Below are 25840 nucleotides of genomic sequence, written 5' to 3'. Positions count from 1 at the left end.
TCATTTTTATGTATATATCAAACTTTTGGTTGATAATATCATGTTTAATTGTTATAATATTTTATGTATTCAGCCGCTGTGGCGGAACTGGCAGACGCACACGACTCAAAATCGTGCGGGCAACCATATGGGTTCGAGTCCCATCAGCGGCACTTCACTCTATCGTATTTATGCGATAGAGTTTTTTTATTGCGTTTTATTTATATACCCTATTCAGAGCAAAAAAAAATCCCTTTCGGGATTTTTTTCACCTGACAGCAGAATATCGAGGATGTGAGGGAGAACTGCTGCCAGATTAATAGGGTAATTATATTATGTTCTTAAGAAAAAGCTAATCTTTCTATGCTTTAATAATACACTCTTTGTGTGAATTTATTATTAACCTAATTTAAAAGTAATGTGAATTTTTAATATTATGATTATTTTTATTCATTTTTATATTTCACATTATTTACTATGAAGACCTGCATAAACTCCCCCTAGCTCTATAAGCTTATCATGAGTTCCTCTCTCTGCAATTTTTCCGTCTGTTATTACTATTATTTCATCTGCATTTTTTATAGTTGAAAGTCTGTGCGCAACTACAAGATTTGTTCTATCTTTGCTGAGTTCGTCAAGAGACTCCTGTATCTCTCTTTCTGTAACATTATCAAGTGCCGATGTAGCCTCATCAAGTATTATTATCGGAGGATTTTTAAGGAATATTCTAGATATCGATATTCTCTGCTTCTGCCCACCTGAAAGTTTTACTCCTCTTTCACCGATATAAGTATCATAACCTTCCGGAAGAGTCATAACAAAATCATGTATTCTGGCTTTTTTAGCTGCATCTATCATTTCTTCCTCACTTGCATCCGGATTACCGCACATTATATTATCTCTTATTGTTCCTGTAAACAGGAATACGTCCTGTTGAACAACACCTATATTCTTTCTAAGCGATTTCAGAGTTACATCATTTATACTGTGACCATCTATTCTTATATCTCCATTATCTATCTCATAGAATCTCGGTATCAGACTGCATAAAGTCGTTTTTCCTCCACCTGAAGGACCTACAAGTGCTACTGTTTTTCCTTTCTCTATGCTAAGCGAAAGATTATTTATAACCTTTGAATTATCTTCGTATTTAAATGAAATATTATCTATATCTATATTTCCCTGTACATTTTCAAGGTCATACGCATTATCAGATTCCTTCTGAACTTCCTGATCCATTATCTCTCTGAATCTCACAAATCCTGTCATACCGCTCTGGTACTGCTCTGTAAAGTTTATAAGTTTCTTTATCGGTTGAGTAAACATCTTTACATAAAGTATATATGCGGCAAAATCTCCAAGAGTTATAGTACCTAAATACGCATAATATCCACCGGCTATAACAGCTACCCATTCAAGCATATCAGTAAAGAAGTTCATTCCTGAGTAATATTCAGCCATAGCCTTATAGAATCCTTCTCTTGCTGTTCTGAATATATTATTACTTTTGTCAAATTTTTCAAGTTCCTGTTTTTCTGTACAGAATGATTTTGTTACTCTCATACCTGCTATACTATTTTCAAGAGTTGCATTTACTTCACCGACTTTTACCCTTGAATCCATAGATGTTTCGCCAAGTTTTTCTTTTTTTCTTATCATATACCATGTAGCTATTGGAAGTATGGCAAATATCATAAGAGTAAGCGGTATATCGATTCCTATAAGAATAATAAATGCTCCTGCAAGAGTTACAAGAGATATGAAAAGGTCCTCAGGACCATGATGGGCAAGCTCTGTTATATCCATCAGGTCATTTACTATTCTCGACATAGTAACACCGGATTTATTTTCATCAAAATATGTATTAGGCAGTTTCTGAAGATGTCTGAAAACATCATCTCTCATGTCGGCCTGCATCCTTACACCTACAACATGCCCCCAATACTGCATAAAATAGTTAAATCCAGCTTTCATTATAAATATTACAACCAGTACTACCGCAAATGTAATAAGCATACTGAATTTTCTGTTCGGCACAACATCATCCATTATTGTTCTCGTTATTATAGGATATATAAGATCACACATAGATGCTGCAAATGCGCATATCATGTCTATTATAAACAGCTTTTTGTACGGTTTATAATATGGTAAAAATTTTCTTATCATAAACTCCTCCTATTTAAATATATTCTTTTATCTTCTCTGTATCTATATCATAAAATCCACTTATTATTCCACATTCTATAATATCGCATACTTTCGCTATATTATCATAATCAGAAGACAGAATTACATTCTTTTCTTTTATATCATTTGTATTTATATACTTATCACACACAATGTAATAAATTTCCGGTTCTACAGCTTTTCTGATATTTCTTTTGATAAAGTTCTCATACGATAATACTTCTATTCCTCTGAATTTTGATTTACTCATTCCTTCTATGATTACAATATCCATGTTTTTATAAAGGTTCAGTATATCCGCAAAATATTCAACTATATTTTTTTCTATACAGATAGATGCTTTATTTTCTGTGAAAGCACATGTAATTTCTGCACCGGATTTTCTCTGTCTGCCGGTATCTTTTTTCTCATCGCCTGTCTCAATTTCATGATGTGAATGTTTTATTAAACCTACTTTTAAATTCCTGTTTTTTAGTTCTCTTATAATTTCAGATATAAGTGTCGTCTTTCCTGAGTTTGAATATCCGCTTACAGATATTATTCTTTGTATTTTTTTCATAAACTACCTCATAGTCTATATAAATTCAGGGAACGGAATTATATCTACAATATCTCCATCTACTGGCTTTGTCCCCGATTTTATTCTTATAGTACAATTACTTTTTATTCCTGAAAACATCCTGGCTTTTCTTGAACAATCATCATTTGCTCTTACATATAATTTCGTATCATCAATATATGCATATCCATTTATATATCTATCTCTTTTTGAATTTTTATCAAATCTTCCTTTGAATATCGCCTGTGTTTTTTTCTTTTTCCCTTTTCCTGAAGTCACATTCAGAAATTCAGAGATTACACTGTCAAATACAGAAACCGCTGCCGTTGGATTTCCTGAAAGACACATTATAAGTTTATTGTTTTTTACAGCAGCGATACAAAGTCCCCCCGGTCTTATATCTACGTTTCTGAATATAATTTTCGCTCCTGTCTTTTCTATAACCTCAGGCATAAAATCCTTATCCCCTACAGAAACTCCACCTGTTGTTATAACTATATCTGATGAAATCATGTTTTTTTCTATAGTGTCGGATATTTTTTCTATATCGTCCTCACATAGTACAATATCAGATACATCTGCCCTGTATGATTTCAGTTTTGAATAAAGTATGTATCCTCCGGCATTATATATCTTCCCATTTTCGTATTTATTTCCTGGATTAATAACTTCACTTCCAGTATTTATTATAGTTGCAGATAGTCTTTTGAAAACTTTTATCTTTTCTATTCCCGCATAGGCAAGGACTCCTATACTTCCCGAATCCACAATATCTCCTTTTGCAAGAATTTTTTCTCCTTTTGAGACATCCTCACCACATAAAACTATATTCTGTCCTTTTTTTATATCACACTCAAACTCTATAAATCCGTCGATATATTTTACATCTTCTTTTTTTATAACGGTATCAGCCCCATCAGGAATAGCTGCCCCTGTCATTATTGCAGCGCATTCTCCTGACTCAATTTTACCTCCTATATCTCCGGCGTATATTGTCTGGACAACCTCGTATCTTTTTTTATTTTCATCCGCACAGAAACAATATCCATCATATGGCGAACGGTCAAATGGAGGTATATTTATATCCGATACTATATCTTCGGCAACTATGTAACCATAAATATCCTTGATATTTTTTTCTTCAATTATCCTCTCTATATTAACTTTTTCCAAAAGAATATCCACAGCTTCATCGACAGATACCATATCCAACACTTTCCTCTCTAAACAATTCATTTGATATTATAACATATATCAATATTTTTATAAATATAAAAGAGATGCATAAGCACCTCCTTTATTATACAGATTATTTTATATTTGAGTATATATCATCTATCATTATATTTATAGAATCAAGTCCTGCATCGTTTATATACCATGTATACGCATCAAGGTATATTATTTTTCCATTTTTATATGCATCAGTTGATTTGACTATATCGTTATCCAACACCGCTTTTGCAGCAGATTCCCCACTTGTGGCCATATTTCTGTCTATAACAAGTATATATTCCGGATTTACCTTTGCAAGATATTCAAATGATACATTCTGTCCATGAGTTGAATCCTCTATAGTATCATCCGCTGTAACGAATCCAAGATTCTGATATACAAGTGCAAATCTTGAGTTATCACTGTATACACTCAGATTTCCTTCATTTACCATAAGTGTAAGCGCTTCAGCTCCATTTACTTTTTCTTTTGTCTTAGCTATTTTTGAATCTATTTCTTCAAGTTTTTTATTTGCCTCATCTTCACAACCGAATATTTCTGCTATAAGTTTTATATTTTTCACTGAATCCTCATAGTATTTTGTATTGTCTTTTGACATAGATATTGTAGGTGCTATTTTTGAAAGTTCCTCATAGTAATCCGCCTGTCTTCCTCCTATTATTATAAGATCCGGCTGAGCAGATTTTATCGCCTCCATATTTATTTCTTTAAGTGTACCTACATTTACATATTCATCACTTTCATATTTCTTCAGATTTTCCGGATATATACTGCTTGGGACTCCTACTACTGACTCTATTCCTAATGCATTCATAGTATCAAGTGTTGGTATATCAAATACCACAACTTTTTCAGGATTTTTTGCTACATCAGTTTCTCCAAGAGAGTGAACTATTTTTATTTTTTCAGATGATGTATTTTCCGACGTTGACGGTTTATTATCCGATTTCTGAGCATACGCAAATACTCCTACTATTATAATTATTATAACTGCTGCTATTGCCGCGACTTTTTTATTCATAATCTACCTCTTTTCTCTGTATATTAGAAATATACACATATTCTGTTACCATTTATATTTTTTATAGTAAAATCCATTTCATAAATATTATCCAAAGTTTCTTTTTCTATTATATTTTCTGTACAACCCTCCTTTTCAATTTTTCCATTTTTTAAAGCTACTATGTTATCTGAATAACATGAAGCAAAATTTATATCATGAAGAACTATAACAATAGTTCTATTCAGATCTCTACATAGATTTTTAAGCACTTTCATCATTTTGGATGAATTATACATATCCAGATTGTTTAACGGTTCGTCAAGAAGTATATATTCTGTATCCTGGGCTATCACCATCGCTATAAAAGCTCTCTGTCTCTGCCCACCACTTAACTCATCAAGATATTTATCCTGAATATCTTCAAGCTGCATATATTCTATAGCTTCATCTACAAGTCTGTGATCCTCTTTTCCTAAATTTCCCTTGCAGTATGGAAACCTCCCAAACTCCACAAGTTCTCTTACTCTAAGTTTTACATCTATATTGTTTGACTGTTTAAGTATCGCTATTTTTTTAGAAAGACTATTGCTGTCATATTCTGATATCTTCTTTCCATCTATTATTACTTCTCCAGAGTCTGGTTTTATAAGTCTTGTTATCATAGATAAAACAGTACTTTTACCTGCTCCATTTGGTCCTATAAGAGAAGTTATTTTCCCTCTTTCTATATTTACAGATACATTATCTACAACTTTTTTCCCATTATATGACTTTGTCAAATTTCTAATCTTTATCATAGAGCCTTCTCCTTCATTAGTATGTATATAAAATATATTCCTCCAACAAAATTCAGTATTGTCGCAAGTGTAGTTTCAAATACAAATATATGCTGTACCATAAACTGTCCTCCAGCGAGCATACATATCGATATAAATATTGCTCCGGCTATCATATATCCATGTCTATAGGTCTTTAGCACTTCTCTGGCTATGTTTGAAACTATAAGACCAAGAAATGTGAGAGGTCCTATAAGTGCCGTCGATATCGATATCATTATACCTATTACAAGAAACATCTTTCTTACTATTCTGTCATAATCAACACCCAGATTTATTGCGTTTTCTCTTCCAAGAGATACCACATCCAGATATTTTATATCATCATATACAAACGGTACTATTGCTACCAGAAGAACGATAGTTATTAGTACTACATCTACGTTTATATTGTTAAGCCCCGCTATCATACTGCTTTCAAGTGCCAGATATTCATTAGGATCAATTACCATATGCATAAAAGATGTTCCACTTTTAAACAGCGTTCCAAATATCATCCCCGATAGAACAACAAAATATATTTCCCTTTTATTTCTTTTAAACATTATATTATATATCAACATGGATGCGATTATCATTATCACCGCGTTGATAATAAAATTTATATTTTTGTTAACTATAAGTGTACTTGTTGAGCCAAGCGTAAATACTATTACTGTCTGAATAAGAACATACATTGAATCAAGTCCCAGCACTCCGGGAGTCAGGATTCTGTTGTGAGTTATCGTCTGAAATATAACAGTTGTAGATGCTATACATACTCCACCTATAATTATTGCCAATACTTTTGGTATTCTAAGACTCATTGCATAATTAAAATGATTCATGTCTATTCCATAGTACATATAAAGAACTATTGCAGCAACTGCAAACAAAAGAATTACGCTACATCTGGAAACTGTATTTTTAAGATACATACGATGACCTCCTCGTTATAAGATAAAGGAATATTATACTTCCAAGAACACCTACTGTAAGACCTATACTTATCTCATAAGGATATATTATTATTCTTCCAATTATGTCACACGCCATAACAAATATTATCCCCGTAAGTGCAGTATCCATTATTATATTCTTTGTGTTATCACCTTTATACATTGAAACTATATTTGGAACTATAAGTCCGATATAAGGTATTGATCCAGCTGTTATTACAATACATACTGTTATAAGAGCAACTATTACAAGCCCTGTATTTACTGTCTTTTTATAACTTAGACCAAGATTTTTTGAAAAATCCTCTCCCATACCTGCGATAGTAAATCTATGTGCATATTTATATGCTATAAATATAAGTGGTATGGTTATATATAAAATTTCATAGTTACCTTTTATTATCATGGAAAAATCTCCCTGCATCCATGCACTTACATTCTGACTCAGATTATATTTATATCCAAGCATACTGGTTACAGAGCCGATTACATTTCCCACCATTATTCCTACAAGCGGAACAAATATAGAATTTTTAAATTTTATTTTACCAAGTACACTCATAAAAAGTCCTGTACCTATAATTGCAAATACAAATGCAACTGACACTTTTGCCATAATTGATGCACCTGGAATAATAATCATAGCTATCACTATTCCAAGCTGAGCAGAATCAAGTGTTGCTCCTGTTGTAGGAGATACAAATTTATTTCTGCTTATATTCTGCATTATAAGACCGGCTATACTCATACCTGCTCCGGCTGCTATTATACTTAAAAGTCTAGGTATTCTACTTATTGTCATTACCATTGTTTCATGGTTATTTCCTGATATAATTCCCGATATGCTTATATCTGTAACTCCAGTAAAAAGAGAAATCCATGACATAAATATAAGCAATGATATTATATAAACTCTTTTCATCTTCCCTCCATTTTTGATATTGATTTTCATTTTCGAATTATATTCTAGCATCTTATTTTTTTCGTGTCAATATTTTTTAATTTATATGTGATTATTTGTATATAATTTCAATTATTATTCTATTATTCATTATTATTTTTTAGTATTTATATAATATCGTTTTCTTGTATAGCTTAATATTCATCTTAGAACTATATTTTTTCTATATGAAATTATTTAAGTATAGTTTTTTTCTATACGGTTTTTAAAAAAGTTTTTTTATCATTAAGCATGATATAATATTATAGATTGGAATATTAAAATTTTATTTTTTATCTATAATTAAGTAAGGGGGATTCCATATGGATCTTAAACAGCTTGAGGTATTTGTGGCTGTTGTTAAACATCAAAGCTTTTCAAAGGCATCAAGAGAACTTTTTCTTACACAGCCTACAGTAAGTGCACATATACAGAATCTTGAAAATGAACTTGAAACTGTTTTAGTAAACAGAAGTAATAAGAGTATAACTCTTACAGAGTCAGGAAAAATACTTTATGATCATGCAATTTATATTCTTAATAACTGCAAAAGAGCTATTTATGATATAAAAGAATATTCGGGAAAAATAGAAGGATTAATAGACATAGCTTGTAGTTCAATACCAGAAACCTATATTCTTCCACAGTTCATGAAAAATTTTTCTTCAACATATCCAGATGTAAAATTCAGCATAAGTCACTATGATTCACGGTTTGCAATATCAGAAATACTTAATGAAAGAGTAAGTTTTGGACTTGTAGGTTCAAAAATAAACAATCCTCAAATAAAATATATGAACCTTATAGATGATAGACTTGTCCTTATAGCTCCAAATGATCTTGAAATTGAGAACAACAATGGAGAAATAGAGCTAGATGAACTTTATAATATGAATTTTATAATGAGAAAAGAAGGTTCAGGTACTAGAGACCTTATTTTCAAAACACTGAAAAAAAATGGTTTTTCAACATCTAAAATGAATATTCTTGCACATGTAGAATCAAATGAATCTATAAAAGAAATGGTTAGAATGGGACTTGGAGTTTCTTTTATTTCGGAAATTTCAGCTGCCGAATATATAGAGAGTGGAAAAATAAAAGCATATCATATAAAAAATGTTGAATTTTTACGTAAATTCTATTTTATATATTCAAAGAAAAAAACTTTTACACCTCTTGAGAACAAGTTTCTTAATGAGCTTTGTGAATATTTTGGAATAAGCCACACACCTCAGAAATCTAAAGCTCATAAATCAAAAAAATCAGAGCAGTAATTAAATAATATTAATAAAAAAAGTCTAACTGAAATCTCAGTTAGACTTTTTTGTTAGTTTTCAATTGTTATTTTCTCTTCTACTTTTACCTCACACATACTACATCTTTTACCTGGTTTCTTACCTGTTCTTCTTTCATATTCTTCAGGAGATACCACTTCTATACTATCCAGTCTCTGTCTGAATCCTTTTTTAAACTCTTCAAGATATATCTTTCTAAGTTTTGCTCTTTCCTTTTCTTCTGCTGGTGTAAGCCCATCTTCTCTATTTTTCTTTGCAAGTTCATTTATTCTGTTTATAAGTTTCTGATCTATCATATTTTTCATCCTTTCGTATTTTTATCAATAAAATATTTTATTACTTTCTTTTATATTTTCATTAGGTTTTAATCTTAGAAATTCATCTGAATACTCTGCTATAAGTTTTATACCCTTTTTAATATTATCAACACTTTCTCCTGCTATATTTATTCTAAAAAATCTATCATCAATAATATTCTCAAAAAAATTGTATCCCGGTATAATCTGTATTCCATTATTATTAAGATATCTTGAAAATTCTTTTGAAGAATACCCTTTGGGAAGTTCACAGAAAAAATTGATTCCACCAGAAGATTTCCTAACCTTTATTTTTCCGGGAAAATACTCATTTATACTATCCATGGCGGTATTATATTTTTCATTATATATATGTTCCATAGACTTCATATGTTCATCCCATTTAAAATTATTCATATAATAGTATAAAGATTCCTGTATTAAGCCCGGTGTTGAAATATCTGTAGAATATTTTGCCCATAGAATTCTATCCATAAGCTCTGAGGGTATATCTATCATTCCTATTCTCAGACCCGGCATAAAAATCTTTGAGAAACTTTTTATATATATGACTCTCCCTGATTCGTCATAACTTCTCATTGTTCTGTTATCCTGTGAATTAAATGAAAAATCGCTTATAAAATCGTCCTCGAGTATATAAAAATCATACTCCTCTGAAAGTTCTATAAGTTTTTTCTTTTTATATTCAGTATATGATATACCTGTCGGATTCTGAAAATTTGGCATTACATAAATCATTTTCGGTCTTATCTTTTCAAGTTTAAGTTTCAGAATTCCTATATCTATTCCATCATCCAGCATAGGTATCGGTATTATTCTGGCACCTCTGCTTTTAAAAACTTCGATTGCCCCACTATATGTTGGTTCTTCAACAAATACAACATCAGAATAGTTTATTATTCCTTTACATACTATATCTATTCCCTGCTGAGCTCCGGATATTATTTGTATGTTATCCACCTTTGTCTTTATATTCAGTCCTTCAAGATATTCCAATAACTTTGTCCTTAAATTTATGCTTCCCATTCCGTCATCATACTCAAAAATTCTACTGCCCTCCTTTTCAAGAGCCATATTGACAGCAGATTTAAACTCATTTACCGGAAACATATCTCCTGAAGGGTTTCCACTTCCAAACATAATTGTATTACTGGCATTTTTTTCACTTATTGATAACCGCTTCTTTCTTGACGCAAAGGTTCCACTTCCCACAATTTTATATACGTATCCTTCTTTTTCAAGAAGTTCATATACTTTTACAACTGTCGTATTATTTATACCCAGTTTTTTTGAAAGATTTCTTATCGGTGGAAGCTTTTCTCCTTCTTTTATCATATCATTCTGTATCATGTTTTTTATATGATTATATACCTGAAGATATTTACTTTTACCTGTATTTTCTATATTCAATAAGTATTTATCCACATTATCACAACCTAACAGTTATTAATTGCCTTATAATATAATATCAGATTTTATAAAAATTATATACATTTTTTAATCATATTTTTATTAGTGAGTGTAAACAAGCTTATCTTATGATTATTGAAATTTTAAATTTATTAATATAAAAATAAAAAGCATTGCAAAAGCAATGCTTTTTATTCCCAGAACACCGTGGGTAACTGTAAATTCATACCCGAGATACTCCCAGGTGGGTGTCCTGCTATATCATTTCTGATTTTCTCCTTAAAAAGAAGCTATATCATACTTTCATATAAACCCGAACTCCCGAATTAACTTTGTCGGTTGAATTTAGAAAGACCCTGTCGAATGCTCCAGAATTTCTTATATCTATTATATACCAATTGTAAAATTTTTTAAAGTTATTTTACATATTAATATATAATATTTTTATGTATACATCATACTTCTATCTATTCTTTACACTGTCTCTGTCTTCTATTCTATGCGGAAGTTCAACCTTTTTCTCTTCTACTTCTTCACCTTTTATCATTTTTATTACCATTCTTATGGCAACTGCTCCCATATCATAAAGAGGCTGATGAACTGTTGTTAATTTTGGTCTATAAACTTTTGCTATTTTTACGTCGTTGAATCCTGCTACAGATATATCATCAGGAACATTATATCCCTTATCAAATGCTGCATTTATTGCACCTACAGCAGCTTCATCTCCTGTTACAAATATCGCATCAGGTATTATATCTCCTTCAAGTATTGAAGTTGCAGCTTCATATCCTTTTGCATAATCAACATCAGCATATCTGATAAGACTTTCATTATACTCTATATTACTTTCTAATAAAGCTCTCTTATATCCTGAAAGTCTTTCCATTTCAAGTGCAGTATCCGCAGGACTTGTCATAACAAGAGCTATTTTTTTATGCCCTTTTTCTATAAGATGTTTAGTCATATCATAAGTTGCTGATTCATTATTTACACTTACTGTAGGAACATCAAATTCTCTGGCAGTTTTACTTATATATGTAGTAGGTATTCCACATTTCTTTATAAAATCAACATGATCTTCTTCAAGGTTCCAGCTTATCATTACCATACCTTCAATCTGTTTTGCTCTAAGAAGATTTATGCTTTTCATTTCCTGTTCTTTATCTGAATATGTATTTGAAAGAAGTATATCATAATCATACATTCTTGCAATCTCTTCTATACCATTAAGTATTTCACTTACAAAAGAGTCAGAAACCTCTGGAACAACTACCCCTATAAGCTGACTTCTTTTTGTTACAAGGCTTCTGGCAAGAGGGTTTGGAACATATCCTGTTTCTTCTATTACCTGAAGTACTTTCTGCTTTATTTCGTCTGTTACAGGTTTTGAATCATTTATTACCCTTGAAACAGTCGATATCGATACTCCAGCCTTTTTTGCAACGTCTTTTATTGTAACTGTGTTTTTCATGTTAAAGGCCTCCTTTTTATATTTTGTATTACAAATATGCAACTTTAAATTCTTAAGTTTCATCTGCATATATTTTCACTCTCTGGCTAATAATATTATACATTATCCATACCAAAGTTCCAACAAGAAAACGTTATTTCTATCGTGCATCATTCAAGATACAGTATATAATACCATAAATTTTCATTTTTAAAAACTTTTATTGTAAAATTTTTATAATCAATATGAACTTCATTGCAAATTAACTATTGAAATTTATCACTTTATATATTACACTACTCTTAAAGTTATAATATTATCGCAGGAGGAAACAATATGTTTGAAAAAATTAAAGAAATAATAGCTGAACAGCTTGGACTTGACGATATGGATGATATAACTATGGATTCATCACTTATTGACGACCTTGAAGCAGATTCTCTGGATGCTGTTGAAATAATAATGGCTCTTGAGGATGAATTTGATATAGAAATTCCGGATGAAGAAGCTGAAAACTTTAAATGCATAGGAGATATATGCAAATACATAGAAGAAAATAAATAATAAAACGAAAAAGGAGCAGAATTTCTGCTCCTTTTATATTATCAGATCGTTTATATATTTACTTTTCTTCAAAAAATGATACATTTTTTATAATTATATCAACTGTACCGTCTTCATTTTTCTTTATACTGTATTTCATCGGATCTTCAAAATCAGTAAGATTTCCCTTTATATCAAATCCACTATCTGTTTTTATACTTCTTTTTTTGAGTTTTTTCTCAATCCATTTTTTATCTATACTAAAAGATTCATCTATACCTTTTTCTTCCATCATTTCGATGAATCCCTCTTTAAGTTCATCATCTTTTATGGCTCTTTGAGCAAATTCCTCTATATTTACCTGCTGCTGCTCTTTAAGAGTATAATTTAATATACTTCTTGCATCTTCAGCCTGTTTTATATCCGAAGACATTGCATTTGTTATCCAGTTATCAGCAGAAGTCTTAAATACTTTTGTAGAGTATCTGTCGTCATTTACTTTTTCACTTTCAAGAAATTCTCCTATAAACTTAGATGGATTACCACTCTTTTCAGAATCCTTATCAAGAGCTCTGAAATGATATTCGTCATTTATACCATTTGCACCTATAAGTGCAGCCTGCTTTATTCTCTGTGTTTCCTGCATTCCCACTTCATTTGATACAATCTGTATATTGAATTTATCATCCACAAATTCTATTGAATGTGTATAAAGTCTTTTATAATCAAGTTTTATTACAGCAACATATTTTTCCTCTTTTACGGTATATAAACATACCGCCATATCACATGATTCCATATCGCTGTTTACCTTCATTATATCGAACATATATGCTGCAATTTCCTTTGAGTTTTCAACAAATGTATTTTCATCATATATTATCTGTTCACAGCATTTTCTAACAAGGTTATCAGAATAATTTTTAAATATTGCATTTCTTAAATCGTCATCCCTTGTTACTCTTTTTATCATCTTTTGAAAAAATCCTTCTACTTCCCGATTGACTTTTCCTTCAAAATCATTAAGTATAGGAACCTCACTGTTCTTATCAAGAACATGAACTATAAATTTATGTATTATCAAATTATCCACCTCTAAACATATTTTTCTATCTTAATTTTTCTATAAGAGACATCATATCCTCCGGTATTTCTGCCTTGAACTCAAGCTCTTCTCTGGTTCTGGGTTGCATAAATTTCAGGCTATAGGCATGAAGAGCCTGTCTTTTAATAAGTTTTTCATCAACATATCCATAAAGTTCATCACCGATTATTCCATGACCAATATGAGACAGATGAACTCTTATCTGATGAGTTCTTCCAGTTTCAAGCTTAAGTTCAACTACAGTTGCATCATTAAGTCTTTCTATTACATTATAATGAGTTATAGATTCCTGCCCCCTGTCATCTACCACTCTTTTAATAGAATCATCTGTCGGTCTGTATATCGGTGCATTTATTGTTCCGTGGTTATTTTCTATAATACCTTTTACAACAGCTATATATTTTTTTTCAACTGCATTTTCTGACATGTCAGTCGACATAATATGATGCGCATAAGCATTTTTTGCAACTATGACAAGTCCTGATGTATTCATATCGAGTCTATTTACAAATCTTATTCTAACTTTTTCTCCCTTTGATATTACAAAATCTGTAACACCATTAGCCATTGTCATATCTGCATGACTTTTTGTCGGATGTACAACCATAAACGGAGGTTTATTCACCATTATAATGTCAAAATCATCATATAAAATATCCATATTGTCCATCTTCTGTGGTACAAAAGAGGACATTTCCTCATCTATTTTTATTTCTACGGTTTCACCTGATTTTACATCAAGAGATGGTTTTCTAAATACTCCATTTACTGTAACGGTTCTTTCTCTTTTCATTTTTGAAATTGATCTTACAGAAAAATTAAGTTTATCTATAAGTAAATCCTTTAGTTTTATATTCTCATCACTTGTATATGATATCAGATCATATCTCTGTTGTTCTTTTTTAAACAAATTAAAACCTTTCCTTTCTAATTATTGCTTTCATCTTCTCTCCAGCCTTTGCATACATCCACCCATTTTACAAAGTTTGATGAAAGCTCTTCAAGTTCATCACAATTAAGCTCTATAGCTGAATTACTGCTTCCTGCTGCAGGAAATACAGTATCAAATCTCTTCATTGAGTCGTCAAGATATACATCCACATCATCTCTCTCTATTGCAAAAGGACATACTCCCCCAACTATATGTCCAGTGTATTCTACGGCTTCATCTGCAGTAAGCATCTTCGCTTTTAGTCCAAATTCTTTTTTATATCTTTTATTATCTACTTTTGCATCTCCTGCCATAACTATTATTATTGCCCCTTCAGGACCTTTAAATGAAAGTGTTTTTGCTATTCTTGCCGGTATTACACCTGCAGCTTCTGCTGCCAGTTCAACTGTTGCACTAGATTTTTCAAACTCTATTATATCATTTTCTCTTCCAAATTTTTTCATATAATCTCTCACTTTATCAATTGACATATCTTTTCCCCCTACTCTATAGTCTGTGGTCTCCATATACCACTATTATATTCAACAGGTATTCTGAATCCCTTAAATAAAGGAACCTCTACCATAAAACTTCCTCTGTATTCCACTGTTGTAGAATCAAGTGCAAAATATTTCCTATCAAAAGAAATCCCCTTAGGAATAATAAACTCCATATATCCTTCATCTTTTGGAGCAATTCCATATGAATAACTTCTATAATTCCAGCTGCTGTTTTCTGTATCAATACTTAGATAAAGATCCGATTTTATATCATCACTTCCAGGAGCAATACTTTCAAACTTCATTACAGAACTATCAAGCATATAGTGATATCTACTATTATTATATATTCTAAATCTTACACATACTCCCCGGTCTACACTCTTTTTAGAATCGAATTTTACTACAACTTCATTCAGATTTTTTGATTCATAGTCTCTTACGTCCATTGTATTTCCCAGAAAAAGCTGCATAACACTTATAAAGAGTACAATTATAAGAAACATAAATCCAGATATTTTTATAAACTTACTCATCTTTCTCTCACCTAATTTTCATCTATTTAATATATCTATTTCCATTCATAAATTTTATAGAAATTCTCATAGATATAAGATATATTATAAATGCAAGTACTGTCATACTGTACATATTTATAAATGTTGTATTTATATATGCAGAAACTCCTTCAAACATTTGTGTAAACACGGTATCAGTTTCATAATATCCTGTTTTAAGTATAGTTGTTCCCGCATTCAAAAGATATACTTTTTCAGCTACAACCTTAAGAAAAGAACCATACAGTACAAATACAGCTATTCCAATACCTGCTGCTGCAATTTTTATATAATCATATCCAAATCTAAAAAATAGAAGTTGTGCAATGGACATTATTACAAGAGATATATCCACAGCAAAAAATACATCATTCATAACAACCGGTCTAAACATATAATTCGATAAGAAATTACATACCAGGTCTGTAACTATTATAGATGATATAAGCGTTCCTATGCACATAAGATATCTCGAATACACTATTTCATCCAATTTTACAGGCATACTTCTTATAAATCTTATAGACTTATTTTCACTGTCACCAGAAAAAATACCTATCATTATAAAATATGTAAATATAACAGGTATTCCATAATAGGATATATCATTTAAAAACAGATACATCAGTAAAAATGCTATAAGATATTTAAACATTTTTATTCTTTCTGATTTTATATATACTATAATATCCTTCTTGATGAGGTTAATCATTTCTTCTTCCCCCCAATCTGTAATAATAGATAATATCATTTATATCAGGATTTTTTATTTTATACACATCAGCATTGTGAAGAAGATCTCTTACATCACTATTCCCAGATATTTTTACCAAAGCTTCACAGTAATTTTTATATCTTTCAACTCCGATTACATTTGCTTTTATGCTTTCTATAATATCTTCACTGGTTCTTATAATTCTGAACTCTCTTATTATTTCTTTTCTTGTCATATCTATTACCATTCTTCCCTTATCCATATATACAGCTTTATCGTATATATCTTCAAGGTCGTTGATATTGTGCGTAAAAATTACAGCCGCTGCATTCTCTTTTTTCACATATGATTTAAGAGACTGAAGAAAAGCATGTTTTACATTTTCATCAAGACCGGCCACCGGCTCATCGAGTATTATAAGATTTGCATGATGACTAAGCGCTGTTGCTATCATAAGCATCTCACACTGTCCCTTTGAGAGATGTTTTATCTTCTCCTCAGGATCCAGTCTTGCATTTCTGAAATAAAATTCATACTTATCATCATCAAAATTTCTATAAAACATGGATACTATTTTCTTATAATCTTTAAGTTTTAAATTCTGATAAAAATTAAACTCATCGTAGACAAAACCTATCGAATTTTTATATCCTATTGGATCCTCATCCTCAGTTATACCATTTACTCTTATTACACCATCTTCAGCTTTAAACATTCCCATTATCATATTGATAAGACTCGTCTTTCCAGATCCATTTTCACCTATGACAACCACTATTTCACCGGGATTTGCCTCAAAACTTATATTATCTATTTTAAAATTTTCAAACGTCTTTTTTAATCCTTCTATCTTTAACAAGTGTCCACCTCCCAGCATGTACTTTAATTATATCACGATATTACAGATTTTTAATATTTATACAAATATTAAGATAGAAAATATTCAAAGATATGCTATACTGATATAAGAAGAGGTGAATCTATGAAAAAAAGGCTTATAACAGTAAACTCAAATACTATAGGAAAATCTATTGAGACAGAGGAACTTTTAAAAAGAAAGCTTGTAAATGCGGGCTTTGAAGTATCTAACGAACTTCATCCTGAGACGGAACTAATTGTATGTATCGGAGGAGATGGTTCATTTCTTAGAACTGTAAGAGATTTTGATTATCCTGAAATTCCTGTTGTTGGAATAAATACAGGTCACCTTGGATTTTTCCCGGAGGTAATGCCTGATGAAATAGATGCTTTTATAGAAAGCTATTTAAACGGAAATTATATAATACAGGAAGTCCCTACTCTGCAGGCTATGATATGTACAGAATCCAGCTGTTGGGATTTTTATGCACTTAACGAAATCTGTGTAAAAGGCGATATGTCGAGAACAGTTCATCTCGGACTTTATGTGAATAACAGAAAGATAGAAAATTTCAGCGGTGATGGAATGATAATATGCTCACAGACCGGCTCTACTGCATATTCATATTCTGCCGGAGGAAGTATTATCGACTGTAATGTTGAAGTTATGCAGCTTACTCCACTTTCTCCTATAAATACAAATGCTTACAGAAGCTTTACATCAAGCATAATTGTACCTAAAGATACTGAGATAAGGCTTGTTCCCGAATATAGATTTGAAGATTCTATCCTTATAGTAATAGATGGTATTGAACACAGACACAAAAAAATATCAGACATAAAAATATATACATCTGATATAAAGTTGAAACTTCTTAGACTTTCAGATTATGAGTTCTGGAATAGAGTTTCAAAAAAATTCCTATAATTTGGAGGTATTATATGAAAATAGGATTACTTAGCGATACTCATGGTAGTTCGCTTTACTTTGATAAAGCAATGGAAATACTTAAAGACTGTGACCTTCTGCTTCATGGAGGAGATATACTTTATCATGGTCCAAGAAATGATCTTCCTGAAGGATATAATCCAAAGGAACTTACTGAAAAACTTAACAGCACTGCAAATATAATATTTGCTAAAGGAAACTGTGAAGCTGATGTCGACCAGATGGTACTTGAGCATCCTATCCAGGCTCCTTATGCACTTGCACAGATTGATGAATTCAGATTTGTTGTAAATCACGGTTATACTGAATCAAAAGAGGTAATTATAGAAAATGCAAAGAAAATGAATGCGGATTTTCTCGTACTTGGTCATACTCATGTCAAAGAACTTTCTTTTGATGAAAGCCTGATTATAATAAACCCTGGAAGTACTTCGATTCCAAAAGATGGAACTCATTCTGTTGCTGTTGTGGAAATTCTTCCTGATGAAGACAATGAAGATGAAGTTAATATAGACATAGATTTCTATAACATAGAAACAGGAGAAAAAATCGAAAAAATATAGCTTTATATATGATTAATCCCTGCTCCTGCAGGGATTTTTTAATATTAATATTTATTAAAGGAGCGGAGTAAATTGGATTTACATAAAAAACTTAGAGATGATTACAGTAATATACTAAAAAATCCTGATAATTCAATAATAAATAATAAAAACTCTTTTGCAGAAGTTTCATCAAGTGTAGGATATTCTGAAGAGGACTTGTCTAAAATTCCGGAAGAATCAAATCTTGGACTTGGATGTGGAAATCCTGTAAAAACTGCTGATTTAAAAACAGGTGAAATAGTTGTAGACCTTGGAAGCGGTGCCGGACTTGACTGTTTTCTTTCTGGAACTATTGTCGGTAGAAGAGGTCGAGTAATTGGTGTTGATATGACGCCGGAAATGCTTAGTACGGCAAGATCTATCGCAAAGAAATATCGAATAAGAAATGTTGAGTTCAGACTTGGTGAAATAGAAAATCTACCTGTAGCAGATAATTATGCAGATGTATGTATTTCAAACTGTGTAATAAATCTTTCTGATAATAAAAGAAGAGTATATCAGGAAATACTCAGAATCCTAAAGCCCGGTGGAAGAATTTCTATAAGCGACATAGTTATCATGAAAGATCTCCCTGATAATATAGCTGATAATCGGGATATGCATTCATGCTGAGTAAGCGGTGCTTCCTCTGTAGAGGAGCTTGAACATCTTCTTGAAACAGTTGGTTTTAAAAATATTGAAATAAATACAAAACCTGTATCAAAAGAATATGAAGAAAAATGGGGAAATCAACTGACTGTGGGAGAATACATAATGTCAGCATCTATAACTGCGCAAAAATAAAAAACTCTGTGGCATAAGCCACAGAGTTTTTATGTATACATATGTATTTTTACAATTCTGTTTTTCTCTACTTTTTCAATACAGAATCTTATATTACCAATCTCTATTACTTCTTTTTCCTCAGGAAGTCTATCAAGATAACCTATTAAATATCCTCCTATGGAATCAAATTCCTCTGATTCAAGATCTGTACCTATAAGCTCATTTACATCTGAGATTCTTGTACTTCCGTCGACAATATATTCGTCTTCTTTAACAACTACTATATCATCATCGTCTTCATCGTACTCGTCTTCTATATCCCCTACGATTTCCTCTACAAGGTCCTCTACAGTAAGAAGCCCTGAAGTTCCACCGTATTCATCAAGTACAATAGCTATCTGAGTTTTAGCCTTTTTCATATCTTCAAGAAGTTGTGTTATTTTCTTGAACTCATATGTAAAAAATGGCTCTCTCATATATTGTTTTATATCAAAGTTTTCTTTTTCTTCATCTGATATAAATACAATATCCTTTATATTTATTATCCCGATTATATCGTCTACAGAGTCTTCATATACAGGAAGTCTGCTTAGTTTTTCTTCTTTGAATACTTCTATAATATCTTCATATGTATCATCAACTTCAACAGTCACCATATCCATACGCTGTATCATAGCATCTTTTGCCTGCATATCTCCAAATTCAAATACGTTGTTTATTATTTCGCGTTCCTCCATTTCAAGAACCCCTTCTTCATGGCTGACATTTACCATTGTCTTAAGTTCTTCCTCTGTTATGAACACGTCTTTTTCATCCTGTTTTATACCAATAAGTCTAAATATAACTTTTGTTATCATACTGAAAATCCATACTATTGGAGAAAGTACAGTTATTATTATTCTTATTGGAACTGATACTATAAGCGCTATTTTTTCCGAATTATTTGCAGCTACAGATTTTGGTGTAATCTCACCAAATATAAGTATTGCAACTGTCATTATTGCTGTTGCTGCTGCAACTCCATTTGCACCAAATTTCCGTGTAAGAAGTGCTGTTGATATAGATGTTGCTGCTATATTTACAACGTTGTTTCCTACAAGTATTGCATTTAGAAGTTTATTCGGACTTTCTATAAGAGAGGCAACCAGATCCGCGTTTTTTACCCCTTCTTCCTGCATATGTCTCATTCTTATCTTACTAAGCGACATAAGCGCTGTTTCTGATGCTGAGAAAAATGCAGAACCCGCAATTAATATGACCAAACCTATTATCTGAATCCAGCTTTCGAGCGATTCCAAAATTTACCACACTCCCATTTATTTTGTGTTTTTGTTATTATCATTTTTATATTCTATGGTTATTTATCATTATATCATATTTTTTAACTATATTTTATATTATTTTTATAACACTCTAACTGTATTCTATGTTAACTTTTGAACCTTCTCCTATATCTCCTGAGGTTACGACAAGTTTTACAGGAACCCTGCTTTTTAGTTCTTCAACATGTGATATTATACCTATGCTTAAATCATTTTTGTGAAGTTTCTCCAATGATTCCATTACAGTATCCAGAAGTTCTGTATCCAGAGATCCAAAACCTTCATCCAGGAAGAAAAACTCAAGTGGTGAATTTCCTTTCATCTGTATCTGTGAAGAAAGTGCAAGCGCAAGAGAAAGAGATGTCATAAATGTTTCTCCACCAGAAAGAGTATCTATACCTCTTCTTTCTCCACCATTGAAGTTATCTCTTATAACAAATTCCATAGAATCATTTATTTCGAGTGCGTATCTTCCATTTGTTATTGATGATAGTCTCTGTGATGCTTCTAAAGCTATATATTTCAGATGACTTGCTGCAGCATATTCAACAAATCTGTTTCCCCGTACAGTTCTATCTATTTCCTCAAGTATTTCAAATTCCTTTGATGCTTTTTTATACTTTTCTCTTATCTCTTCAGCTTTTTCAACATCATTTTTAAGTGTATATAATCTATCCTGAATTACTGCCGATTCTTTTTCCTTTTCACTTATATCTCTTTTAAGAATAGCTATCTCATCCTGTAGATTTATAAATTCAGATTTATTTATTTTTTTCCCATCAGTAAGTTTCTTCAGTTCTTCAACCTTTATATCAAGATGTTTTCTTCCCTCATCATATTCTGATATTTCTGATTGTATATTTTGAATTGTTTCTGTATCTGCCGCAGATTTTTTTACTGTGTAGACACTATCAAATCTATTTTGATGAAGCAGTTTTTCTATTATTTTTTTCTGATCTATAAGCCGTTTTTCAGAGCTTATATTCTCTCCCTTGAGCTTATTTTTTATTTTTTCAAGTTCATCTGTTTTTTCTTTTTTCGATTCGTATTTTTCTTTGTACTCACTGTATTCTCTATTTATATCCTCTATTGCTTTTTCGGTTTTATCGAGCATTTCTTTCAGATTTTTACCGCTTGAAATAGCATATATACTGTCTCTTTTCTGTTTAAGAATACTTGTTTTTTCTTTTATACTTTCTTTTCCTGAATATATTTCAGGATCAATTTCATTTATTTTTTTTCTGTATATTTCAATATATTCTCTACTTTTATCTCTTTCAGATACTACTTCTTTTCTTGAGTTTTCAAGATTTTCCTCTATCAAATCATTTGCTCTTATCTCCTCAAGTCTTGATGATATATTGTTTAATTTAAGCTTGAGTTTTATGCTTTTAATATTTTCATTCAGCTTTTCTATGTTTTGAGATATATCTTTTAGAGACTCTCTGTTTCTTTTTAACGAATCATTTTTATGTTCACATTCTATCTTATATGCAGTATATTCTTTTTCTGATTTAGTATATTCATCATTTGCTTTTCGATACTCTTCTTCAAGTCTGCGTTTTTCTTTCTCCCATTCCTCTGAATAAACTCTGGCTCTTTCTAATAATCTTTTTTCATTATCGTGTTTATTTATAAGTTCTCTTGAATTTTTTTCACCTATAGATGATTTTACCTGTTCCAGTTCCACGGTTTTTATTGTATGCATAGACTTATATCCGCCGTAATCAGAGTTCAGCTCTTCAAGTTTTTCACTTAACTGTAATTTTTCTATTTTGACTTTTTCCAGATTTTCCTCATAATACTGTATTCTGTCATCATACGATTCTGAATCACTTCTCATATGGTGAATAGATCCACATACAGGACATGGTTTACCTTCCTCAAGTTCTTTCCTTATTTCTGAGACTCTATTTCTATATTTCATTTCATCAATATTTTTTTCGAATGTCTGTATATCTCTTTCAGCCTTTGATATTTTATCATTACATTCAGAAATCTCTCTTTTTATTTTATGCATTTTTTCACTGTTTTCACTCAGTTCAAGCATTATAGAATCCTTTTTATTTTCAAGTTCTGAAATTCTTTTTATTTCTGATGAAAGTTCTGAAATATAAACAGCTTTTGATGAAATCTCCGCATTACTTACCGGTTTCTTATCTTCAAGTTTTATAATTGCTGAATTTATGTTATTTCTTTTTTCTTCGTTATCCTTCATTGACTTTTCAGAAACAGCCAGTCTATATCTTTTATCATCATAAGTAATCTGTTCTTTTTCTATATCATATTGAAGTTTTTCGTATTCAGATTTTATTCTTTTTAACTCTTTTTCCATCTCGCTGCCGTTTTCAACATCCTGTCTGTATGCAGCTGATACTCTTATTCTGGATAACTCGTCATCTATCTCTTTTAATCTTTTTTCTGATTTTAGAAGAGATAGATTTTCATTTGATATATTTCTTTCTTCCTCTGATTTTATGACTTCTAGCTCGTCTATCCTATTTTTTATGTTCTTTATTTCTTTTTCAAGATTTAATGCTTCATTTTCATAAACTATTGCATCCTCATATTTTATCTTTTCTCTACTTAATCTCGGTATTCTCTCCTCTTTCTTTGAATACGCTTCATTATATCTGATTTTTATTACATCCAGTTCTTTCTTTTCAATCTGAAGTTCCCTATCTATTTCTTTTATTTCTGAAGATGTTTTTTCAACTGTTTCAGAGAGTTTTTCAGAAGCTTCAATCTGAGGTAATATGCTATTTGCATTTATTGCTCTTTCAAGCCATTTTCTTTTTGATTCTATATCATCTTTTCTTTCTTCATATTCACCTAATCTTTTTTCACATTCCGAAAGAAGTCTTATATTTTCAAACAGTTCTTTCCCCTGTTCATACTTTTCAGTTTTTTCATTCAGGCTTCTTTTTTCATCTCTGATATTTTCCTTTATATCTTCAGATTCTTTTCTCATATTCTCAAAAGCTTCTCTTGTCTTTCCTTCATACATTTCTACAGAAGTTTTTAATTTCTCAAGTTCAATATTTCTATTGCTCTTTCTTTTTCGAACCTTTTCTGTAAGAAGTTTTCCATACTTTTCAAGACCGAATATTCTCTCAAGCATGTTTCTTCTTTCCACTCCGCCCAGCTTAAGAAAGTCATTGAACTTATCCTGTGGAAGTACTACCGATTTTGTAAAGTCCTCAGCTGTAAGTCCTATTATAGATATAATTCTGCTATTTACATCCTGTACTTTTTCAGCAAGAACATCCTCGCTATCGGCTTTTTTTTCTATAATCCTTGCATAGGGTGTCTTTATGCCTGTTTTTGTTCTTTCAATTGTTCTGTCTACTATATAATATCTTTCATTACCTCTGCCGCCGATTTCAAATTCATACCTTATTTTTGCACATTCAGACATACTGTTTATATATTCTTTTGTATTTCTGGATATATTTCCATATAAAGAAAGAGTCATTGCGTCAAGTATTGTAGATTTTCCACTGCCGGTCTTACCAAAAATACCAAAAAGTCCTCTTTCTGTAAGCTTTGTAAAATCTATTGTCTGTTTTGATATATAACTATTAAGTCCCTGTATCTCCAGTTTTATAGGTCTCACTATTCTTCACCTCCTTCTCCTGCAATTTCCATAAACATGCTCATAAGTTCACCTGATGGTTCCGCATTTCTGCTGAATCTGTAAAAATCTCTGAAAAGTTCAGCCATGGATTTTTTCCTTATATCAGTGTATTTTATTTCTCTTTCAATCTCTTTCATAATAGGTTTTATCTCTATTATATCTTTCAGATTTCCTTTTAATATCTTGATATTCTCCTGAGATATTACCTCATCAGTTTCTATTTCAAAATAAGACCATATCTCTCTTCCTGAATTTTTTTCACTGACTTCTATTGCATCTGATATTCCTCTGCATTTAAATACTTCTATAGGCTTATAATTTTTAAACATTATGTCCTCTACAATCGCTTTTTCACCTGGATGTAATTCCACAAGTTTTGCTCCTTTAGAGTAGATTCTCTCGCTTTTGCTGTACTGAAGAGGTGATCCTGAATAATATACACAGCCAAGTTCTGAACCTTTCTGAGGTTTGTGCAGGTGTCCAAGTGCCGTATATTGAGCTCTGTTTGGAAGATCTCTTCTCTCAACAAGAAGACTTCCTCCTAGTTGTATCTGTCTTTCGGAATCACTGCTTTCTCCACCAGCTACAAATATGTGTGAAACAGCAATATTTATAGTATCCTCTCTGAACTCTTTCTGAAGATTTCTGAATATATCTCCAACCTTCTGTGAATAAGTCATCTGCCTTTCCTCATCAGAAGTAGCTCCAAATGCATCATTCAGTCTTTTTTCACTTGGATAAGGAAGTGTAAGAAGTTTTATTTCCTCATCTTTTATTTTAATTGTTGTCATTCCCTCTTTTGCATCGATTATTTCAAATCCATCAAATTTGCCGGTATATGTCTTACTTAAAGGATATCCAAATATAAGTATCCCCTGCTCAAATGCAAGATTTGAAGCTGCAGATATTCTATCAGGACTATCATGGTTACCTGCTATTACAACCACACATCTTTGCCCATTTGAAGCTATTTCAGAGACTGTCTTATAGAAAAGTCTTTCCGCTTCGGCAGGTGGATTAGCGGTATCATATATATCACCCGCTATTATAACCATATCCACATCTTTTTCTTTTACTATTTTTACAAAATCCTCACAGAATTTTCTCTGCTCATCTATTCTCGGATGCCCTTCCAGATTTTTACCGAGATGCCAGTCTGATGTATGTATAAATCTCAATCTATCTCCCCCAATCATC

General features: G+C 31.3%; 24 protein-coding genes, 1 tRNA gene and 1 other RNA gene. 6 read left to right on the top strand and 20 right to left on the bottom strand.

Going from position 1 to position 25840, the window contains the following annotated elements:
* The first annotated feature begins 72 nt into the window (after positions 1–72).
* A tRNA-Leu gene (locus tag EXD82_RS08370) sits at positions 73–152 on the top strand.
* Between the two features lie 295 nt (positions 153–447).
* Here EXD82_RS08370 and EXD82_RS08365 read toward each other — a convergent pair.
* From EXD82_RS08365 to EXD82_RS08335, 7 genes are all read right to left on the bottom strand, one after another.
* Positions 448–2148, bottom strand: a complete 1701-nt coding sequence (locus tag EXD82_RS08365; RefSeq protein ID WP_142536465.1) for an ABC transporter ATP-binding protein — start codon at positions 2146–2148, stop codon at positions 448–450.
* A 13-nt stretch (positions 2149–2161) separates the two neighbouring features.
* Entirely contained in the window at positions 2162–2728 is a 567-nt protein-coding gene (gene mobB / locus EXD82_RS08360; protein ID WP_142536464.1) for a molybdopterin-guanine dinucleotide biosynthesis protein B, read from the bottom strand.
* Between the two features lie 15 nt (positions 2729–2743).
* Positions 2744–3934 carry a molybdopterin molybdotransferase MoeA gene (locus EXD82_RS08355; protein WP_246082038.1) on the bottom strand — a complete coding sequence of 397 codons (1191 nt, stop codon included), beginning with the start codon at positions 3932–3934 and terminating at the stop codon, positions 2744–2746.
* 103 nt (positions 3935–4037) lie between these two features.
* Entirely contained in the window at positions 4038–4985 is a 948-nt protein-coding gene (locus tag EXD82_RS08350) for a siderophore ABC transporter substrate-binding protein (protein WP_142536462.1), read from the bottom strand.
* Positions 4986–5008: 23 nt separating this feature from the next.
* On the bottom strand, positions 5009–5764 hold the full coding sequence (locus tag EXD82_RS08345) for an iron ABC transporter ATP-binding protein (RefSeq protein WP_142536461.1): 756 nt from the start codon (positions 5762–5764) through the stop codon (positions 5009–5011).
* Positions 5761–6720, bottom strand: a complete 960-nt coding sequence (locus tag EXD82_RS08340) for an iron chelate uptake ABC transporter family permease subunit (protein ID WP_142536460.1) — start codon at positions 6718–6720, stop codon at positions 5761–5763. Before EXD82_RS08340 ends, EXD82_RS08345 begins: the two co-directional genes overlap by 4 nt.
* Positions 6710–7663, bottom strand: coding sequence for an ABC transporter permease (locus tag EXD82_RS08335; protein ID WP_142536459.1), 954 nt, complete (start codon positions 7661–7663; stop codon positions 6710–6712). Before EXD82_RS08335 ends, EXD82_RS08340 begins: the two co-directional genes overlap by 11 nt.
* A 341-nt stretch (positions 7664–8004) precedes the next feature.
* Here EXD82_RS08335 and EXD82_RS08330 point away from each other — a divergent pair, with 341 nt between their 5' ends.
* On the top strand, positions 8005–8955 hold the full coding sequence (locus EXD82_RS08330; RefSeq protein WP_142536458.1) for a selenium metabolism-associated LysR family transcriptional regulator: 951 nt from the start codon (positions 8005–8007) through the stop codon (positions 8953–8955).
* A 53-nt stretch (positions 8956–9008) separates the two neighbouring features.
* Here EXD82_RS08330 and EXD82_RS08325 read toward each other — a convergent pair whose 3' ends face one another.
* From EXD82_RS08325 to EXD82_RS08310, 4 genes are all read right to left on the bottom strand, one after another.
* Positions 9009–9272, bottom strand: a complete 264-nt coding sequence (locus tag EXD82_RS08325; RefSeq protein WP_142536457.1) for a DUF896 domain-containing protein — start codon at positions 9270–9272, stop codon at positions 9009–9011.
* 24 nt (positions 9273–9296) lie between these two features.
* Positions 9297–10718, bottom strand: a complete 1422-nt coding sequence (gene pdxR, locus EXD82_RS08320) for a MocR-like pyridoxine biosynthesis transcription factor PdxR (protein ID WP_142536456.1) — start codon at positions 10716–10718, stop codon at positions 9297–9299.
* Positions 10719–10893: 175 nt separating this feature from the next.
* A non-coding RNA gene (gene ssrS, locus EXD82_RS08315) (6S RNA) lies at positions 10894–11081 on the bottom strand.
* An 85-nt stretch (positions 11082–11166) separates the two neighbouring features.
* Positions 11167–12177, bottom strand: a complete 1011-nt coding sequence (locus EXD82_RS08310; RefSeq protein WP_142536455.1) for a LacI family DNA-binding transcriptional regulator — start codon at positions 12175–12177, stop codon at positions 11167–11169.
* A gap of 315 nt (positions 12178–12492) precedes the next feature.
* Between EXD82_RS08310 and acpP the strand changes: the two genes are divergently transcribed.
* Positions 12493–12720 (top strand): acyl carrier protein, encoded by a 228-nt coding sequence (gene acpP / locus EXD82_RS08305; protein WP_142536454.1) that lies wholly within the window; start codon positions 12493–12495, stop codon positions 12718–12720.
* 58 nt (positions 12721–12778) lie between these two features.
* On the opposite strand, the gene EXD82_RS08300 is transcribed toward acpP, so the two are convergent.
* The 6 genes from EXD82_RS08300 to EXD82_RS08275 are packed head-to-tail and all read right to left on the bottom strand — an operon-like array spanning position 12779 to position 17366.
* On the bottom strand, positions 12779–13783 hold the full coding sequence (locus EXD82_RS08300) for a nucleoid-associated protein (protein ID WP_142536453.1): 1005 nt from the start codon (positions 13781–13783) through the stop codon (positions 12779–12781).
* A 25-nt stretch (positions 13784–13808) separates the two neighbouring features.
* A complete protein-coding gene (locus tag EXD82_RS08295) occupies positions 13809–14714 on the bottom strand; it encodes an RluA family pseudouridine synthase (RefSeq protein ID WP_142536452.1) in 906 nt (301 codons plus the stop codon).
* Between the two features lie 17 nt (positions 14715–14731).
* Positions 14732–15226 carry a YbaK/EbsC family protein gene (locus EXD82_RS08290; protein WP_142536451.1) on the bottom strand — a complete coding sequence of 165 codons (495 nt, stop codon included), beginning with the start codon at positions 15224–15226 and terminating at the stop codon, positions 14732–14734.
* A gap of 11 nt (positions 15227–15237) precedes the next feature.
* Positions 15238–15771 (bottom strand): hypothetical protein, encoded by a 534-nt coding sequence (locus EXD82_RS08285; protein ID WP_142536450.1) that lies wholly within the window; start codon positions 15769–15771, stop codon positions 15238–15240.
* 22 nt (positions 15772–15793) lie between these two features.
* Complete coding sequence (locus tag EXD82_RS08280; protein WP_174919206.1) at positions 15794–16504, bottom strand: ABC-2 transporter permease; 711 nt, start codon at positions 16502–16504, stop codon at positions 15794–15796.
* Positions 16497–17366 carry an ATP-binding cassette domain-containing protein gene (locus tag EXD82_RS08275; protein ID WP_142536448.1) on the bottom strand — a complete coding sequence of 290 codons (870 nt, stop codon included), beginning with the start codon at positions 17364–17366 and terminating at the stop codon, positions 16497–16499. The genes EXD82_RS08280 and EXD82_RS08275 overlap by 8 nt, the downstream gene beginning before the upstream one ends.
* Before the next feature lie 123 nt (positions 17367–17489).
* Here EXD82_RS08275 and EXD82_RS08270 point away from each other — a divergent pair, with 123 nt between their 5' ends.
* From EXD82_RS08270 to EXD82_RS08260, 3 genes are all read left to right on the top strand, one after another.
* On the top strand, positions 17490–18293 hold the full coding sequence (locus EXD82_RS08270; RefSeq protein ID WP_142536447.1) for an NAD(+)/NADH kinase: 804 nt from the start codon (positions 17490–17492) through the stop codon (positions 18291–18293).
* Positions 18294–18307: 14 nt separating this feature from the next.
* Positions 18308–18877, top strand: coding sequence for a phosphodiesterase (yfcE, locus tag EXD82_RS08265; RefSeq protein ID WP_142536446.1), 570 nt, complete (start codon positions 18308–18310; stop codon positions 18875–18877).
* Positions 18878–18949: 72 nt separating this feature from the next.
* Positions 18950–19531, top strand: a complete 582-nt coding sequence (locus EXD82_RS08260; protein WP_142536445.1) for a methyltransferase domain-containing protein — start codon at positions 18950–18952, stop codon at positions 19529–19531.
* A gap of 200 nt (positions 19532–19731) precedes the next feature.
* Here EXD82_RS08260 and EXD82_RS08255 read toward each other — a convergent pair whose 3' ends face one another.
* The 3 genes from EXD82_RS08255 to sbcD form a co-directional block, all read right to left on the bottom strand.
* Positions 19732–20985, bottom strand: coding sequence for an HlyC/CorC family transporter (locus tag EXD82_RS08255; RefSeq protein WP_142536444.1), 1254 nt, complete (start codon positions 20983–20985; stop codon positions 19732–19734).
* 112 nt (positions 20986–21097) lie between these two features.
* Positions 21098–24622: an SbcC/MukB-like Walker B domain-containing protein gene (locus tag EXD82_RS08250; protein ID WP_142536443.1), complete on the bottom strand. Its 3525-nt coding sequence runs from the start codon at positions 24620–24622 to the stop codon at positions 21098–21100.
* On the bottom strand, positions 24622–25821 hold the full coding sequence (gene sbcD / locus EXD82_RS08245; protein ID WP_142536442.1) for an exonuclease subunit SbcD: 1200 nt from the start codon (positions 25819–25821) through the stop codon (positions 24622–24624). The genes EXD82_RS08250 and sbcD overlap by 1 nt, the downstream gene beginning before the upstream one ends.
* Positions 25822–25840: the final 19 nt, after the last annotated feature.

The organism is Peptacetobacter hominis (assembly GCF_006861675.1).
Taxonomy (GTDB): Bacteria; Bacillota; Clostridia; order Peptostreptococcales; family Peptostreptococcaceae; genus Peptacetobacter; species Peptacetobacter hominis.
Note: the sequence above shows the minus strand (reverse complement) of the source record. Positions and strands in the feature narration are given on the sequence as shown.

What these genes read in the sequence shown, in the direction of transcription:
- EXD82_RS08365 (WP_142536465.1), bottom strand. Translation starts at nt 2,148, where the DNA reads ATGATAAGAAAATTTTTACCATATTATAAACCGTACAAAAAGCTGTTT.
- mobB (WP_142536464.1), bottom strand. Translation starts at nt 2,728, where the DNA reads ATGAAAAAAATACAAAGAATAATATCTGTAAGCGGATATTCAAACTCA.
- EXD82_RS08355 (WP_246082038.1), bottom strand. Translation starts at nt 3,934, where the DNA reads ATGGTATCTGTCGATGAAGCTGTGGATATTCTTTTGGAAAAAGTTAAT.
- EXD82_RS08350 (WP_142536462.1), bottom strand. Translation starts at nt 4,985, where the DNA reads ATGAATAAAAAAGTCGCGGCAATAGCAGCAGTTATAATAATTATAATA.
- EXD82_RS08345 (WP_142536461.1), bottom strand. Translation starts at nt 5,764, where the DNA reads ATGATAAAGATTAGAAATTTGACAAAGTCATATAATGGGAAAAAAGTT.
- EXD82_RS08340 (WP_142536460.1), bottom strand. Translation starts at nt 6,720, where the DNA reads ATGTATCTTAAAAATACAGTTTCCAGATGTAGCGTAATTCTTTTGTTT.
- EXD82_RS08335 (WP_142536459.1), bottom strand. Translation starts at nt 7,663, where the DNA reads ATGAAAAGAGTTTATATAATATCATTGCTTATATTTATGTCATGGATT.
- EXD82_RS08330 (WP_142536458.1), top strand. Translation starts at nt 8,005, where the DNA reads ATGGATCTTAAACAGCTTGAGGTATTTGTGGCTGTTGTTAAACATCAA.
- EXD82_RS08325 (WP_142536457.1), bottom strand. Translation starts at nt 9,272, where the DNA reads ATGATAGATCAGAAACTTATAAACAGAATAAATGAACTTGCAAAGAAA.
- EXD82_RS08310 (WP_142536455.1), bottom strand. Translation starts at nt 12,177, where the DNA reads ATGAAAAACACAGTTACAATAAAAGACGTTGCAAAAAAGGCTGGAGTA.
- acpP (WP_142536454.1), top strand. Translation starts at nt 12,493, where the DNA reads ATGTTTGAAAAAATTAAAGAAATAATAGCTGAACAGCTTGGACTTGAC.
- EXD82_RS08290 (WP_142536451.1), bottom strand. Translation starts at nt 15,226, where the DNA reads ATGTCAATTGATAAAGTGAGAGATTATATGAAAAAATTTGGAAGAGAA.
- EXD82_RS08285 (WP_142536450.1), bottom strand. Translation starts at nt 15,771, where the DNA reads ATGAGTAAGTTTATAAAAATATCTGGATTTATGTTTCTTATAATTGTA.
- EXD82_RS08280 (WP_174919206.1), bottom strand. Translation starts at nt 16,504, where the DNA reads ATGATTAACCTCATCAAGAAGGATATTATAGTATATATAAAATCAGAA.
- EXD82_RS08270 (WP_142536447.1), top strand. Translation starts at nt 17,490, where the DNA reads ATGAAAAAAAGGCTTATAACAGTAAACTCAAATACTATAGGAAAATCT.
- yfcE (WP_142536446.1), top strand. Translation starts at nt 18,308, where the DNA reads ATGAAAATAGGATTACTTAGCGATACTCATGGTAGTTCGCTTTACTTT.